Here is a 16,341-nt window from a genome sequence, read left to right as displayed (position 1 = left end):
CACGGGGCTGACCATAAGCGTCTTAGTCTCTCCGTACTTAACAACATTTTGAAAAATCGTGTTTTTGATACAAAATGGTGCTTTGTGTCAGCCCCTGAATTCCAAGGATACAATTCTATGGATCTGAAAATATGTTTTATTGTCGGACTCCTTCATTCTGAAAATTCAGTTTAGTAATAATATTTCGTTAATAGTATTGATTTATGTAATATTATTTTCTGCACTTAATATCAATATAAGGATAAATTAGGAGATTTGACTATGTTAAATGGTGGTTTGATCAGCATTCAGGAGTCTATGCCTTCACTTAAGCCTTCGGAACGTAAAGTGGCGGAGTACATCTTGATGAATCCTGGTGAGGTTGTCAATCTGTCCGTCCAAAAGCTGGCTAAAAAGACGAAAGTAAGTGAAGCGACGATCATAAGGCTTTCAAGGACACTAAGTTATAAAGGATTTCAAGAATTGAAGTTACGGATCGCTGGTGATCTGGCGCAGTTCAATAACAACAATCATTCCTATCAAGAAATACCGACAGATGGTTCGGTATCATCCATCATTACATCGATATCCCATAACAATATCCAATCGATCAATGATACAATATCCGTTCTTTCACCTGAACAAGTGGAAAAGACTGTATCGGTTATGAGCAATGCAAGAAAAATCGCCGTCTTCGGTATCGGTGCTTCTGCAGTCATCGCCCAAGATTTCAAACAGAAACTGACAAGGGTCAATCGGTGGTGTGAGGCTGCTTATGATTTTGATACACAAGGCACGATCAGTGCGAATCTGACCGAAAAAGATGTTGCTTTCGGCATTTCTTACTCTGGACGTACAAAGGATGTCATCGAATCATTGAAGATTGCCAAAGAAAATGGAGCGGAGACCATTTCGCTTACAAAATTCGGAAGAAATCCAGTAGCTGATCTGGCTGATATCAATCTGTTCACAAGCTCGTTAGAAAAAAGCATCCGAAGCGGAGCGATGAGCTCACGGATTTCGCAGTTGAATGTAATCGATATCTTGTATATCGGGATTACAAGCCGTCATTACGATAAAAGTATTGACGCTCTTGAACGGACAAGAAAGGCCGTACAGGTTTCAAAAGAAATAGATTGAAGGTAGTTTTTTCCCTCGTATATGAGGAGTAATAAAACTTATGAAAACACAGGAGGGGTTCAATGTTATGAAACGGATGTTGAGTTTGTTTCTAGGGGTATTGCTGGTCCTGTCCCTTGCTCTTGCTGGATGCAGTAATTCAGGCAGCGACACTGAAGGTGATGGGGAAGACGGCGATGGTGAAGTTTTGACGATCGGGAGCTGGAGAACAGAGGATAAAGCTGCTTACGATAAAATCATCGAGGCTTTCAATGAAGAGCATCCAGATATCAAAGTCGAGTTCAAGCCATCGAAGAACACAGAATACGATACGATTCTCAACACCGCCTTACAAAGTGGAGAAGGTCCTGACATTATCCAACTCCGTCCGTATGCTCCTGGAATGGAGCTAGCAAAAGCAGGTTATCTCGAGCCGATTGATGATCTGGACGGAATCGATGTATTTACTGAGGAAACTCTTTCTGCTGCGACATCTGAGGACGGAAAAGTCTACGGTGTCCCTCTATCACTTAACTCTGCACAGATGTTCTATAACAAGAAAATTTTCAATGACCTTGGATTGGAAGAGCCTAAGACGTGGGATGAATTCATTGAATTGAATGAGAAACTGAAGGAAGAAGGTGTCACTCCGATCGCACTTGGAACGAAAGAAGGCTGGTTGCTATCGTTAGCTCATGCGATTGTCGGCCCGGCACATTATGGTGCGAATGAGTTCGTGGATCAGATCACTGAAGGTGATAAAACATTCACTAGTGAGGAATTCGTTTCTTCCCTTGATGCAATGGATGAGCTGAAACAATACTTCCCGGAAAATTATGAAGGACTCGGGATGGAAGATATCCGTACCCTCTTCTTTACCGAAGAGGCTGCAATGTTCCCGTTAGGAAGCTGGGAAATTGAAGTGCTCCGTGAAATGAGCCCTGACCTCGAGATCGGATTCTTCCCGATGCCGTCAGCTGAAGGAAAGGATCCGACGATGACGACATGGGTGGACGGTTCATATGGAATTAATGCGAACTCAACAAATAAAGAGGAGGCGAAGAAATTCCTTGAATTCATGACGACTGAAAAATTTGCGAAGCTGTTTTCAGATGAATTGGCACGGATCCCTGCGGTTCCAGGTGTAAAAACAGAGGATGAGCTCGTCACTGCGATGGCTGAGGCGTCCAACGAATATTCCACCTCTTACATGATGCTCGTCCATTTCAATAGAGGAAACCCGACAACGAAGGCAACGCTAGAAACGGAACTTCAAGGAATGTATCTCGGTAAACAGACACCTAAAGGTGTTGCCGAAAAACTGCAAGGAAATGCCGTAACCTACTTCGAACCATTTCAATAATCAATGATTGTAAAAAGGTGGCGAGGAATTGATGGAGCTTGAAACGAAAACCCACATACCAGCAAAGCAGAAGAACAAGAGGAATTGGCGGAAGATGGCGATCCATCTTTTTCCGATTCCTGCCCTCGCCATATATGTCACTTTCATCATCTATCCGCTTTTTGCTGCCTTTTCTTACAGTCTCTTTGATTGGCAAGGCATCCGGAGAGGGGCGTTCATCGGAATCGAAAATTTCATAGCGCTGTTCACGAGAGAACCCTTCAATAGTATGTTTTGGAATGCTTTCGAAAACAACGTCATCTACTTCCTGTTGGAAATGGTCGTTCAGAACGGAATTGCATTCGGGCTTGCCTATATCATTTATAAAAAAATCAGATTTGCAGAGTTTTTCAAGGCAGCTTATTTTTTGCCCCGGTTACTTTCAGTCATTATCGTAGGGTTTTTATGGAAGCTTATCCTCAATCCCAATTTCGGTGCCCTGAATGTCTTTTTGGAAAAGCTTGGGCTAGAAAGCTGGGCAAAGGCGTGGCTTGGTGATCCGGATACGGCTTTGATTGCGATCATCCTCGTGAATTCCTGGTTCGGTCTCGGTTTTGCGGTATTGATCTTCCTTGCCGGTTTACAAGGGATTCCTCATGACTTAATAGAAGCTGCACGGTTGGATGGGGCAAATGGGTTCAAACTGATCAGGAAGATCATTCTGCCACTGATGATTCCATCGATCACCATCATGACGGTGTTGACCTTCATCCATGCATTTGAGGCATTTGAACTTGTTTATGCAATGCAGGGCTCGATGGGAGAACCTTATTATTCTACTGATACATTGGCGGTCTATTTCTACAGGCTCGCATTCGGCTCCGGCGGTGCAAACTCTGCAGCCATCGGTTTAGGGTCAGCATTAGCAGTCGTCCTGTTCATGATCATCGCAAGCATATCAGCACTATTCTTATTCGTGTTGCGTAGGCGTGAAGTCCAACTATAAGGCAGATTTGTGATAACCATCGAGCTTCGTTGTCAGCTGTGTTCGCTCTCATCCTCATGTACCTAAAAGTACACTCCGGTGATCGTTCACTTGCTTCCTCGAATCTCTCGGTTCTGACAAATCTACTACTTTACTAGGAGGGAAGAATATGAAAGATCATATCGCATCCAGGTCCATCTATTATTTAATCGCCTTCATATTTGCTGTCATCAGCATATATCCGATCCTTTTGATGATCTATTCTTCCTTCAAGACCAATGCGGAAATTTTCAAAGATCCGTTATCAATCCCTAAAACCTTCAGTCTTGAACCTTATCAAAAACTGCTTGATCAAATACCGTTTTTCACCTTTTTCTGGAACAGTGTGTTTGTTAGTGCAGTGTCTGTCATTTTCATTTTATTATTCGGTTCGCTTGCCGCATTTTACATCGCCAGATATACGTTCTGGTGGAACAACTATCTCTTCTTCTTCTTTTTGATCGGGATGATGATTCCTATCAAACTAGGAATCGTCCCATTATTCATGCTTATGAAAGATTTGAGTCTCATCAATTCTCTTTGGTCCCTCGTTTTTATCTATACGGCCACAGGGATTCCGTTATCCATCTTGATTTTGACGGGATTTTTCAGGACGATGCCAAAAGAGCTCGAAGAAGCAGCAAGGATTGATGGTGCGACGGATATCAAGGTATTCTGGCATGTATTGCTGCCGATCATGAGGCCAGCCTTAGGGACTGTCATGATCATCAATTTCATACAATCCTGGAATGATTTCTTTTTCCCGTTAGTATTCATTACAAATGAAATGAAGAAAACGATACCCGTGGGGATGCTTTCTTTGTTCGGAGAATATTCGGCGGACTGGGGAGCGCTCTTTGCTGGCTTGACGTTATCTTCATTGCCGATGATCGTTTTGTTTTTCATTGCATCGAAACAATTCATGGAAGGCTTGACGGCCGGGGCGGTCAAATAAAAGAGGACGGGGATTATTTCAGCTGTTTTCTTTCCAGGTGAAGAGATAAAAGCCCGGAAATGAAGAAAAATTGGATAGGATGACCAGGAGGGCATTTATGATCAACAAAAACATGATGACAGAACAGCGGAATAAGGAATCAGAAAAGTTGGATACTTTTTCAGTCCATCAAATCATCCAAGTCATGAATCGAGAGGATAAAACGGTTGCTTACTCTGTTGAGAAAAGCATACCTCAGATTACAAAAGCGATTGAAGCGATTGTCGATGTGATGGAAAGAGGCGGTAAATTATTTTATCTCGGAGCTGGAACGAGCGGCCGTCTAGGAATTCTTGATGCATCCGAATGTCCGCCTACATTCGGTGTAGATTATGATTTGGTAAATGGAATCATTGCTGGGGGAGACCGTGCGATAAAGACGGCAATCGAAAATGCTGAAGATGACATGGCAGCGGGTGAGAAAGATGTCATGTCTCTTGTTTCCGACCAAGATGCTGTAGTAGGAATCACCTCAAGCGGCAGGACACCTTATGTCATCGGGGGAGTCAGGAAGGCATCTAACATCGGAGCGTTGACCGTAGCTGTATCTTGCAACCCGAATGCAGATTTAAGCCAGTATGTTCAGTATTTGATCGAGATTCTGGTCGGTCCGGAAGTGATAACAGGCTCGACCAGATTGAAGTCAGGCACTGCTCAGAAGATGGTGTTGAATATGATTTCCACTGCGGTGATGATCAAGCTTGGAAAAGTGTATGGCAATCTGATGGTGAATGTCCAAGCGACGAATGAAAAACTGAGACATCGAGTTGTGCATATCATCAAAGAAGTGACAGGAGTAGATGAAAAAACAGCATTGAAATATAGTCATTCCGCTAATGGAGATGCCCGTACTGCTATTCTCATGATCATGTTCCAGATAACATATGAGAAAGCGAAAGAAACACTGCAAATCTATAATGACCATTTTCCGAATGCCTTGAAAAGTTTGAAGCAATGAAAAAGATAAGACGACCACAGGATTTTTACTGTGGTCGTTTTTTGGATATTTTGTTAGGTTGACGGACATCAGCGACCTTATTTGTGAACAACCGCCCATTTCCGAAAGCTTATGCCGAATAAGGGCTTGTATGTCCGTTAAACACTTGCAACCCGTTTGACCCAAATATGAAAGAGTGCCAGAAGCTAATTCTCCAGCACTCCTTATGTCTACAAGTTGATTTCGATTAGATTGTCGTCTGTCTTGAGGCGGTTCTTAAGTTCTTCCAGTTGAATCGCAAATCCGCCTGTGCGATATCGGTTAGAAACGGCAGTTGATTCGACTGTTTCACCGTTCACATTCACTTGTTTTTCTTCATTTTTAATATGATAAACAAATGTTACTGGCCGACCCTGGATCTTAAACTCGAACTGCAAGCCATCCAGTTCCTCAGATAGAACAGGATCGATGACCAGCTTGCCATCTTCCTGACGGATTCCAAGGGCATTCGAAATCAGTTGATTCATATAGATTCCTGGGCCGCTCGAATAGATGCGCCATCCACCTTTGACAGGGACGGTACCTTTACGAAGTTCTTCAAACCGTTCCTGAGCTTCATAACGGGTATTGAACTTTCCATCCGAGCTACTGAAATACGTGTTGCTTTGGCGTAATTCTGCATTCGGTACGACATCTTTCAGGCAGATCGGATTGATGATTTCAAGGCCTTTCCAGACCTCATCACCACGACCAAGCTTTGCCATCGCCTCGACGAACCGAATGTGGGCATGTACGTATTGCAAGCCGATTTCCCGTCCGAAGTTTGCAGCTTGCTCTGCGCGTTTGAAGTGAGTGCTGACCCCGCCTTCGTAATTGGCTGGGCGATTCATCAAACGGACACCATCAGGACAGTAGAGGTGCTCTTTGATCAGCTTATAATGCGACTGAGCTTGTTCCGGTGTGAAGAGTTCACTGATGATGCTCCGATTCATCGGGATCAAACGGTAATCGATGCCAGTTTTTGTATCTGTCGGATGGATCATCAACTCTGGCTGCGCTATGTTTTCCATGTAAAGGAATCCTGGCAGCACATCAGTTTTGAGCATATATCGGTTAAAGTCCTCTTTGATTCCGAAAGCCAGCGTTTTCAGCTCGATCGCTTCTTGATGATCGACTTTTTCCAATACTTTTGAAAGCTGATGGATCACTTGATACGTGAGAGCTACCGTCCAGCTGCTGACCATGTACTTTTTCAGTTGCTGGTTCGCCGGTTGGAGGGTATCATCCCAATCTCCATCGTCGTAAGAAGACAAGAACGTGCCGTATAAAAAGTTGTTTTTGATATAACCAATTTGCTTTTTGACATGATCGAAAAGTGTCGCCTTATCCTGGCTGAAATCAAAGCCATCGCGTAACGTATAAGGGATTTCTTCTTGTAAAATATCAAAGTCTCCTGTTGCACGGATGTAATCGCTGAGGACCTTCAACGGCCAGACGATCACATCACCATGGCTTTCGTCCGTTTGAATCTTGTAGTACTTGTCGAACATGAACCATTGCGGCCAGCTGCCGTCATCACCATATTGATGAGAATATACCGTCTGGATGATTTCACGGACTGATTCATAGTTCTGTGTTGCTAGGAAATATTCCGTCGGCCCCTGGCAGACATCACGTGTTCCCCAGGCGGCACCGCCGTATTGTTCAAGGCCATGCGGCACGGAGAAATGGACAAGCATATTATGCGTATACCACCAGGAAAGGGTGTTCAACTTATCGATCTGTTGAGATGCAGAACGAGTCGAAGAGAGTTTGAACCCATTCATCACGTCAACAAAATATCGCCGGTACTTTTCAATCTCTTCCTTCACGTCTTTTTCAGTGAAAGCCATTTCTTCGCCATGAAGCAAGCCCTGGATCGTCACGGTCCAATCATCAGATGAACTGATTTCCAATACGGAAAGGGAAGCTGATTTCGCATCAAGGGCAGGAGAGAAGACCTGCTCATCTGTCAATTGAGCTTCAGCTCCATCTACTCTCATACGGTAGCTTAATTCAGGGAATGTCTTCGCACTGTCTGCTTTTTCACCAGCAGTATAAACGATTGTTTCTCCGGTTTTATCAACGTTGAAAGCAATCTCGTATTCGTTGTTGTTCATCGTCTCCTGATTCGTCAACAAGAAGCGATAGGTTTTTCCGTTTTCAGATCGTACGTTCAACCGGACCTCAGGAGTGTCCACGGTCGTATGATTCGTGACGATGATCAGGTCATCTTCCGTTTTATAATGCCAGCGGACGTAATTGAACCCGATTTCGAACAGGGAAGGCATACCTAGTAGATGATACGTCCCGTTGCGTTCAATATAGAGACGCTGTCCGGATGTTTTCATGACGTTCAATGCGTTACGTGTATTCGTAAGCATTTTGTTGAACGAGGTATTTCCGACAACGAGTTGGGAATTGAACACCCCAGTCATATAGGAAGTTGTCGTGATGACGTTCTCGGCCAATCGGTCGTTATGGCCGGACATAAGAATATGCCCGTGCGGACGCTCGACAAGTCGTTCTTTTTCTTTTAAAACGATATGTTCGTGTGTGTCTGTAAAAAATGAAAGTAACTTTTCGTCCTGGTATTCTTTATGTTTTTTAGCAGGGAAGAGTTGATTGATTTCATCTTCTGTCATTTCTACGGTTTTTAAAGGTGCAGCAAACTTTGAAGAAATCGAAACCTTATCGAGTGAACGGAATTCAGTTTCTTCAGCTTGATCGACCTGCTTCCAGGCAGCAAAAACTTCATCCTCGTACTCTAAGGAGGCGACTGCTTCCGGATGGTCTTCCTTATAAAGCCCGTAGAAAACGATCCTTTCCTCTCCTCTTAGCGTTTTACGCTCAGTCTGTAGTGCGATGTATGCAAACTCATACTGATAGATTTCATTTGCGAGTGATTCTTTCGATAACGCTTCTGATTCATTCGTATCCCGGAAAGATGTCCCGAAAAATTGGTAGCCGTCTGTTGAATAGCTCTTTACTTTATTCAAGGAACCTTGCTGGATATAAGGGAATCCGGATTGCGTCTGCTGGTTTTGACGGGAGCAAACGACGTACCCTCGATTTGCATCCTCGTAGACAGAGTGGTCGATATACTGGGACATATACGCTTCGTTTGAACGGACCGCACCCTTGTCAGCCAAGCCGAGGTCTTGGCCACAGATCAAGTCGAACTCGACATCGGCCCCTTCCAAATTCACATCCCAGAACCACGCACCATTGTCCGCTAAATGAAATATAACCTCATACTGGATCCCTTCAAAGGTTCCGGACCATTTGATTTTGGAATCAGAGACTGCCATTTCATTATCGGAATGCATACCGATAAGCGGTGCAGCCATGATCTCTTTACCTTTAAAAACACGGAGGTAGATATTGTTCAATGACCCGTCGATCGGGTTTGCAAGGACCTGATTGATCATCGCGGATTGATGGAAGATTCCAAACAGGTCACCGGTACTTAAAAATGAGAACTGTAAGTTTCCTGTTTTGATTTCGATCTTGCTGTCTTTTTGTAGATCTATACTCATGGAAGCCACCTCTATTTCTCTAGTTTGAATGGATGTGCACTGACGTCTCGGCTGTTAGGTCCGATATAAGCGATGAATTCTCCTGTATCACTCTTGAAACTTAAATCGGAATGATAGTATCGAAGTTGTTCTTCATTCAAAGTGAATGTGACTTGCTTCGTTTCTCCAGGCTCTAGTGATACTTTCTCGAATCCCTTCAGCTCTTTCATTGGCCGGACGACTTCACCCGCTACATCACGTACATAGAGCTGGACGACTTCTTCACCCTTCATTTCACCGGTATTCGTTACGTCCACTGTCAGTGTGATCGGTTCATCTTCTTTTAAAACATTGTCCGACAGGGTTACATCACTATATGAAAAAGTGGTATAGCTTAAGCCGAATCCAAACGGAAAGAGCGGTTCATTCGGAATGTCCAAATATTGAGAGACATACCGTACTTGGGCATCAGGCGCATCCTTTGGGCGTCCTGTATTGTAATGGTTGTAATAGACTGGAACCTGTCCGATCGAATAAGGGAAGGACATCGTCAATCGTCCTGATGGATTTGAATCACCGTACAAGAGATCAGCAACAGCGGATCCTGCTTCAGAACCTGGATACCAGGCTTCGAGCACCGCATTTGTCTGATCGACAACGCCGTGAAGATCAAGCGGCCGTCCATTGAAAAGAACTGCAACCATCGGCTTTTCCAAAGATTTCAAAGCTTTTATCAAATCAAGCTGGGCTTGTGGCAAGCGGATATCGGCCCGGGAACCTGCTTCCCCGCTCATTTCTGAATGTTCACCAAGCGCAAGGACGATGACATCAGCATTCTCTGCAGCTTCCATCGCTTCATCGATTTGTGCTTGTGAAGTGGTTTTCACATCACTTCCTTTTGTAACAGATAGTTGAGCTGACCCGATTTTTTCCAATAACCCTACACTTATTTTTACAGCATCTTCTTTTGAGCCTTTCCAAGACCATGGGCCGAGAAGGTCGTCATGTTCAGCAAAAGGGCCGATAAGTGCGACATTCTGTTCTTTTTTAAGCGGGAGAATTCCATCGTTCTTCAGCAGCACAGAAGATTTAGCAGCTAACTCCCGAGCAGCATGGCGATGGGAGGAAGAGAAGACGATTTCTTTTTCAAGCTCTTCATCTGCACCGCGATACGGATTGTCGAATAGTCCCAGCTTTTGCTTCAATTCCAAAATCCGTAATACAGCTTCATCGACCAACGCTTCATCAAGAATATTTTCTTCAATGAGCGCTTTGCCATTGTGTACATAACAAGGTGTCATCATTTCAATGTCCACACCAGCCGAGAAAGCTTGATGCGCAGCTTCTTTTTCATCAGCTGCAACACCATGCGGAATCAATTCTTTCACCGCACCCCAATCCGAAATAAGGACGCCGTCAAAATTCCACTCGTCACGTAAAAGGTCACGCATAAGTTTCTTGTTACCCGTCGCCGGGATGCCGTCCAAAATATTGAATGCGGTCATGACCATTTCGCAGCCTTCATCTAACGCTGCTTTATAGGCTGGCAAATAGTACTCACGAAGCTGTCTTTCTGACATATCGACTGTGTTATAGTCCCGTCCGCCTTCTGCAGCACCATATGCAGCGAAATGCTTTACACAGGCCGCAACCCGAACATGGTCATTTGAGAGGTCATCACCCTGGTAGCCTCGTACAAATGCTCTTGCAAATTCACTGTTCAGAAATGGGTCTTCGCCTGTAGACTCCATCACCCTGCCCCAGCGAGGATCGCGAACGAGATCCACCATTGGAGAAAACGTCACATGCACCCCTGAAACAGCTGCTTCTTTTGCGGCAATGGCTGCACTTTGCTCTGCTAGATCCAAGTCCCATGAACAGCCGATCGCTAAAGGTACTGGGAAAATGGTTTTGTAACCATGAATGATATCGGACATGAATAATAGAGGTATGCCCAATCGGTTTTCTTTTAAATGAGCTTGTTGGATGTTCTTCGTCACTTTCGCTCCGGAAGCTCCAAGTACAGAACCACTATTTTGTACGACATCCTCGGTTATTCCCAATTCAGCCATAGGTCCAGTAATCTGTCCCTGATCAGAAGCCCCTTTGAAGAATGGGGTGGCCAACTGTGTCAGCTGAGCAATTTTTTCGTCCAATGTCATCTCATGTAAAAGTGTAGATAAATTCTGGTCGCTCATATTTATCCTCCTGGGTTCTAGAATTATTATTTTATGTGCGTATTTATCGAAACGTTTCAATTTTTAGTTACCATGGATTATAAGCGCTTTCTTATAAAGAGTCAATCAGAAAGAAACGAATCGAAAACTCTTTATATATGCAAATTGGCAAGTTATCCAGACTCATAGAAAGCTTTTAATGATAAAAATTTCTGATTTTTTTCAAAAAAGTATTGAAAGCGGATACACCTTTGATTATAATCGAGTTATCGAAACGTTTCAATGACAAGGTTTGATAAACTTCATAATTTTTAAGATGTCGATATTTGTTTAAAATCATTTTTCAGTCGAAAATAGTAATAGAAGGGAGAATGTTTAAGAATGAGTAAAAAAGTCGTAATGCTTTTCATGGTTTGTCTCTTGGCTGTTTCTGCTTTGTTAGGAGGTTGTTCCAACGGCTCTGGAGAAGATGATAACACCATCTCAGTCTGGGCTATGGGGGAAGAAGGTAAGAAGCTAGGCGAGATTGCAAAGAAATTTGAAGAAGAAAACCCGGATATAAATGTCAATGTACAAGCTATTCCCTGGGAGAATGCCCATGACAAACTTTTGACGGCAGTTGCCTCTCAAAAGGGTCCTGACGTTGTCCAATTAGGAACGACATGGGTATCTGAATTTGCCGATGCAGGTGCACTTCTTGATTTATCTGAGTATATGGAAGATTACCCTGAATTCAAACCTGAAAATTACTTTGAAGGTGCCGCACAAACAATGACATATGACGATCAGGTTGTCGGCATTCCTTGGTATGTCGAAACAAGAGTGCTTTATTACCGCACAGATCTTTTGAAAGAAGTGGGTTATGAGGAGCCGCCAGCAACTTGGGATGAATTGAAAGATGCTGCAGGTAAGCTGGCAGATCGTGGAGACAAGTATTACGGACTGGACATCGACCGTAACGATCAAATCATGCCTTTCATTTTCGCTTGGCAAAATGGTTTCGAATTCGATACGGATAAAGAGAACCTTAACTTAGACAGCCCGGCGTTTGATGAAGCAATCAACTATTATACCAGCTATTTTGAAGAGGGAATCAGCACGACAGCAGAGGGGATGGACATTGTACAAGCATTCAAAGATGGCGTGAAGCCGATGTTCTTCAGTGGTCCTTGGATGGTGAACATCTTGAATGATCAAGCACCGGATCTCGAAGGGAAATGGGCGATTGCTACAATGCCGAAAAAGGAACAAGTCGCTTCTAGTATCGGTGGATCGAACTTCTCCATTTTCAGCAGTTCGGAAAAAGTGGAAGAATCTTTGAAGTTCATCTCCTATATGAACGAAGTGGATACTCAAATCGAATGGTTCAAGACTTCCAATACGTTGCCTTCAAGAGTTGAAGCTTGGGAAGATCCAACTCTGAAGGAAGATGAAAAGCTGGCGGTGTTCGGTGAACAGTTAGAAACGGCAAAAGCTTCTCCGCAAATCCAGAACTGGGAAGTTGTCGGTCAAGAGCTACTTAATGCGATTGAAAAAATCACTGTCGGTGGTGCGGACGTCGATAAGGAATTAGACGCTTATCGTCAGAAAGTCATTGAGTCGAATGAAGAGTGATGATATTTGATTAGGACAATAGTGGAGTTACAGGCATCAATGAGCATGCCTGAACTCCATTTTTACGAAACAGGATAGTCTGAATCAATCGATAGACGGGAGTATAGTTCAGTTAGGTGGGGTATTATGGGCAATGGATTCAAACGGTTATATCAGGATAGACATCCCTTCATGTTTATCGGGCCAGCAGTCCTTATTTTATTGGTCTTCAGCATCGTTCCGATTTTTGTAGCCTTTTTCATCAGTTTTACAGACCTGGATTTGAAGGGTCTTGCGAACTGGTCGAATATCAACTATATCGGACTTGAAAATTACAAAGAACTCTTCTCGGATGAAGTTTTTCATAAATCAATCTATAACACGTTATTCTATGCGATCATCGGTGTGCCTCTTGTCATTGTTTGTTCTTTAGGAATCGCATTGCTCCTCAATTATGGTTCAAACTTGTTGTTCAGGTTTTTCCGAGGAGTCTATTATATGCCTTCCATTACGAACATCATTGCAGTCGCAGTCATCTGGGGTTATTTATACAACACGGAATACGGTCTATTCAACTATATCTTGTCATTATTGGATGCAGACAAAATCCCTTGGCTCGAGGAACCGACGATTGCAAAGCTTTCCTTGATCGTTCTTGCGGTCTGGAAGGGGATCGGAATCAATATGATCATTTTCCTTGCTGCATTACAGGGAATTCCGCATTCTTATTATGAAGCGGCGAAAATCGACGGAGCGAACCGTTTTCAAATGCTTTTCCAAATCACGATTCCACTCTTGCGTTATGCTACGTTCTTCGTAACGATCACCACATTGATCGGTTGGCTGCAATTTTTCGAGGAACCATTCGTCATGACCCAGGGAGGTCCATTGAACGGTACGATTTCGATGGCTTTGTTCATTTATCAGAAAGGCTTCCAATACAGCGAATTCGGATATGCAGCAGCTGGATCATTCATGTTGTTCGTATTCATCATCGTCGTTACACTCGTCCAGTTCAAAATCCGGAAATCTGATACAGAGTACTAGATCGGGGTTGATCATATGGAATCAAATACAATCAACAATAAATTCGAAAAAACAATCGTCAGTATCCTCCTTATCGTTGGAGGAATCCTCGTTTCCATCCCCTTCATATGGATGATTACGAGTTCTTTCAAACCGAACGGAGAAGTGCTGTTGTTTCCACCGACGCTGTTCCCTGAGAACCCGACTCTTGAAAATTATATCAATTTGTTCGAGCGGCTCAATTTCGGTGTTTATTTGAAAAATACGATCATCATTGTCGTGATGTCATTTGTAGGTCTACTATTCAATGCGATGGCGGGATATGGGTTCGCAAAATTCAAATTCAAAGGGCGGGAACCGATCTTTTACCTCGTATTGGCTACAATGATGATTCCTGCCCAAGTTACAATGATCCCTGTCTATTTGATTTTGAATGAAATGGGTCTGACCAATACGATGACTGGTATCGTATTGCCCGGACTTGCTGCTGCCTTCAGTATCTTCTTATTCAGGCAGTTCATGACAACGATTCCGACAGACCTGATCGAAGCGGCTCGGTTGGATGGAGCGGGAGAATTCTATATCTTTTTCAAGCTGATCATTCCGATCGCGAAACCTATTTTCGCTGTCCAGGGGATCCTTACGTTCATCGGTGCCTGGAATAGTTTTTTGTGGCCGTTGATCATTGCAAATGATGAAAGCCTCTATACATTGTCGGTCGGATTATCGTTGCTGCAAGGCCAATATGCGAGCAACTACGGTTTGCAGATGGCTGGGGCTGCGTTCATGGTCGTACCGATCATCATCATCTTTTCATTCTTCCAGAAATATATTGTGGAAGGGTTTACGATGTCGGGACTTAAATAAGTAATAGGATATAAAAAGTGGAGGATGACGAACAGTTGCCTCCTCTTTTGAATTTTAACTAATGATTTTTTTGGAGGATGTTATGGATAAAAAATGGTGGCATTCATCAACGGTATATCAAATATACCCGAGGAGCTTCAATGATAGTGATGGGGATGGAATTGGAGATATCCCAGGGATCATCCAGAAGCTGGATTATCTTGGTGAACTCGGAATCGATGTGATCTGGCTCAGTCCTGTCTATAAGTCTCCGAATGATGATAACGGTTATGATATCAGTGATTACTACGGAATCATGGATGAGTTTGGAACAATGGAAGATATGGATGAACTTATCATGGAAGCGAAAACACGAAATATCCGGATTATCATGGATCTCGTGATCAATCATACGTCTGATGAACATCCATGGTTTATTGAATCACTGAAATCGAAGGAAAATCCGTATCGAGACTTTTACATTTGGCGGGATGGAGAAAGTGGCCCACCGAGTGATATCCGCTCAGTTTTCAGCGGTCCAGCATGGGAATATGATGAGCAGACAGACCAATACTATTTCCATTTGTTCAGCAAGAAGCAACCCGATTTGAACCTGCATAATGAGAGGGTTCGGGCCGAGATCCATAAGATGATGGACTTTTGGCTCGAAAAAGGAATCAGCGGTTTCCGGATGGATGTCATCGATTTGATCGGAAAAGAAGTCGACCAGGGTGTCCTTACCGATGGAACGATGCTTCATCCATACTTGAAGGAACTGAATGACAAGGTCTTATCTAAGTATGACGTGATGACGGTCGGGGAAACACCTTCAGCTACGACTGATACAGCGAAACTTTATACAGCACCCGAACGTAAAGAACTTGATATGGTGTTCACATTCGAGCACATGTCACTTGACGAGGTTGAGGGTCAAGGGAAATGGGCTTTAAAGCAGCTGGAGCTTAAGGACTTGAAGTCGTTTTTGAGCAAGTGGCAGACAGAGCTTCATGGGCGTGGCTGGAACAGTTTATACTGGAATAACCACGATCAGCCTCGAATCGTTTCGCGCTGGGGAGATGATGATGAATATCGCGTCGAATCAGCAAAAATGCTTGCGACCCTATTACACATGATGCAAGGTACACCGTACATTTATCAAGGGGAAGAGATCGGGATGACGAATATCCGATTCGATGACCTTGAAGATTACCGGGATATAGAAACACTTAACATTTATCAGGAAAAAACGGAACAAGGCACTCCACATGATGAGATCATGGAATCGATTTTTACGAAGGGCCGGGATAATGCACGCACGCCAATCCAGTGGGACGATTCGAAGCATGCCGGTTTTACGACCGGAGAGCCCTGGATCAAAGTGAACCCGAATTATCGTGTAATCAATGTGTCGAATGCTCTAAATAATAAGAAATCGATTTTTTACCATTATAAAAAGCTGATCCAGTTAAGAAAAGAACATGAGATCATCGTCTATGGCAATTTCGAACTGATTGAAGCAGATCATGAGGAAATTTTCGCTTATGTCAGGCGTCTTGACGGTGAATCTCTCCTTGTCGTTGCGAATTTTAACGAAGGCACACCGAAGTTCACGTTACCAGCAGGGTTTTCAGCTATTGATGCGGAATTAGTAATAAGTAACTATGACGACTCAGCGGAATCTCCAGATGCTCTTAAGTTAAGACCGTATGAAGCCGTCGTCTATTTGCTGAAAGATTGCAGGTGAACG

11 protein-coding genes are annotated in these 16,341 nt (G+C 43.5%); 9 read left to right on the top strand and 2 right to left on the bottom strand.

What is annotated here, in order from left to right:
• Positions 1 to 261: 261 nt before the first annotated feature.
• The 5 genes from ACJROX_RS23560 to murQ all read left to right on the top strand — a co-directional run bounded on the left by ACJROX_RS23560 (position 262) and on the right by murQ (position 5,416).
• Positions 262 to 1,119 (top strand): MurR/RpiR family transcriptional regulator, encoded by an 858-nt coding sequence (locus ACJROX_RS23560; RefSeq protein ID WP_408007639.1) that lies wholly within the window; start codon positions 262 to 264, stop codon positions 1,117 to 1,119.
• 67 nt (positions 1,120 to 1,186) lie between these two features.
• Entirely contained in the window at positions 1,187 to 2,461 is a 1,275-nt protein-coding gene (locus ACJROX_RS23555) for an ABC transporter substrate-binding protein (protein WP_408007638.1), read from the top strand.
• Between the two features lie 94 nt (positions 2,462 to 2,555).
• Positions 2,556 to 3,446, top strand: a complete 891-nt coding sequence (locus ACJROX_RS23550) for a carbohydrate ABC transporter permease (protein WP_408011750.1) — start codon at positions 2,556 to 2,558, stop codon at positions 3,444 to 3,446.
• 148 nt (positions 3,447 to 3,594) lie between these two features.
• Positions 3,595 to 4,419: a carbohydrate ABC transporter permease gene (locus tag ACJROX_RS23545; protein ID WP_408007637.1), complete on the top strand. Its 825-nt coding sequence runs from the start codon at positions 3,595 to 3,597 to the stop codon at positions 4,417 to 4,419.
• A 97-nt stretch (positions 4,420 to 4,516) separates the two neighbouring features.
• Positions 4,517 to 5,416, top strand: a complete 900-nt coding sequence (gene murQ, locus ACJROX_RS23540) for an N-acetylmuramic acid 6-phosphate etherase (RefSeq protein WP_408007636.1) — start codon at positions 4,517 to 4,519, stop codon at positions 5,414 to 5,416.
• Positions 5,417 to 5,625: 209 nt separating this feature from the next.
• On the opposite strand, the gene ACJROX_RS23535 is transcribed toward murQ, so the two are convergent.
• Together ACJROX_RS23535 and ACJROX_RS23530 are read right to left on the bottom strand one after the other, a co-directional pair.
• Positions 5,626 to 8,973 carry a GH36-type glycosyl hydrolase domain-containing protein gene (locus tag ACJROX_RS23535; protein WP_408007635.1) on the bottom strand — a complete coding sequence of 1,116 codons (3,348 nt, stop codon included), beginning with the start codon at positions 8,971 to 8,973 and terminating at the stop codon, positions 5,626 to 5,628.
• Between the two features lie 11 nt (positions 8,974 to 8,984).
• Positions 8,985 to 11,150 (bottom strand): glycoside hydrolase family 3 N-terminal domain-containing protein, encoded by a 2,166-nt coding sequence (locus ACJROX_RS23530; RefSeq protein ID WP_408007634.1) that lies wholly within the window; start codon positions 11,148 to 11,150, stop codon positions 8,985 to 8,987.
• Between the two features lie 360 nt (positions 11,151 to 11,510).
• On the opposite strand from ACJROX_RS23530, the gene ACJROX_RS23525 reads away from it, so the two are divergent.
• The 4 genes from ACJROX_RS23525 to ACJROX_RS23510 all read left to right on the top strand — a co-directional run bounded on the left by ACJROX_RS23525 (position 11,511) and on the right by ACJROX_RS23510 (position 16,338).
• Positions 11,511 to 12,743 (top strand): sugar ABC transporter substrate-binding protein, encoded by a 1,233-nt coding sequence (locus ACJROX_RS23525; RefSeq protein WP_408007633.1) that lies wholly within the window; start codon positions 11,511 to 11,513, stop codon positions 12,741 to 12,743.
• Between the two features lie 126 nt (positions 12,744 to 12,869).
• A complete protein-coding gene (locus ACJROX_RS23520; RefSeq protein WP_408007632.1) occupies positions 12,870 to 13,769 on the top strand; it encodes a carbohydrate ABC transporter permease in 900 nt (299 codons plus the stop codon).
• Positions 13,770 to 13,784: 15 nt separating this feature from the next.
• A complete protein-coding gene (locus ACJROX_RS23515; RefSeq protein ID WP_408007631.1) occupies positions 13,785 to 14,615 on the top strand; it encodes a carbohydrate ABC transporter permease in 831 nt (276 codons plus the stop codon).
• A gap of 82 nt (positions 14,616 to 14,697) precedes the next feature.
• Positions 14,698 to 16,338, top strand: a complete 1,641-nt coding sequence (locus tag ACJROX_RS23510; RefSeq protein ID WP_408007630.1) for a glycoside hydrolase family 13 protein — start codon at positions 14,698 to 14,700, stop codon at positions 16,336 to 16,338.
• The last annotated feature ends 3 nt before the right edge of the window (positions 16,339 to 16,341 follow it).

Origin of the sequence: Pseudalkalibacillus sp. A8, from assembly GCF_045920555.1 — a bacterium.
GTDB lineage: Bacteria > Bacillota > Bacilli > Bacillales > Fictibacillaceae > Pseudalkalibacillus.
Note: the sequence above shows the minus strand (reverse complement) of the source record. Positions and strands in the feature narration are given on the sequence as shown.

Bases quoted from the DNA above. Each gene is read 5' to 3' on its own strand.
- ACJROX_RS23560 (WP_408007639.1), top strand. From the start codon at position 262: ATGTTAAATGGTGGTTTGATCAGCATTCAGGAGTCTATGCCTTCACTT.
- ACJROX_RS23555 (WP_408007638.1), top strand. From the start codon at position 1,187: ATGAAACGGATGTTGAGTTTGTTTCTAGGGGTATTGCTGGTCCTGTCC.
- ACJROX_RS23550 (WP_408011750.1), top strand. From the start codon at position 2,556: ATGGCGATCCATCTTTTTCCGATTCCTGCCCTCGCCATATATGTCACT.
- ACJROX_RS23545 (WP_408007637.1), top strand. From the start codon at position 3,595: ATGAAAGATCATATCGCATCCAGGTCCATCTATTATTTAATCGCCTTC.
- murQ (WP_408007636.1), top strand. From the start codon at position 4,517: ATGATCAACAAAAACATGATGACAGAACAGCGGAATAAGGAATCAGAA.
- ACJROX_RS23535 (WP_408007635.1), bottom strand. From the start codon at position 8,973: ATGAGTATAGATCTACAAAAAGACAGCAAGATCGAAATCAAAACAGGA.
- ACJROX_RS23530 (WP_408007634.1), bottom strand. From the start codon at position 11,150: ATGAGCGACCAGAATTTATCTACACTTTTACATGAGATGACATTGGAC.
- ACJROX_RS23525 (WP_408007633.1), top strand. From the start codon at position 11,511: ATGAGTAAAAAAGTCGTAATGCTTTTCATGGTTTGTCTCTTGGCTGTT.
- ACJROX_RS23520 (WP_408007632.1), top strand. From the start codon at position 12,870: ATGGGCAATGGATTCAAACGGTTATATCAGGATAGACATCCCTTCATG.
- ACJROX_RS23515 (WP_408007631.1), top strand. From the start codon at position 13,785: ATGGAATCAAATACAATCAACAATAAATTCGAAAAAACAATCGTCAGT.
- ACJROX_RS23510 (WP_408007630.1), top strand. From the start codon at position 14,698: ATGGATAAAAAATGGTGGCATTCATCAACGGTATATCAAATATACCCG.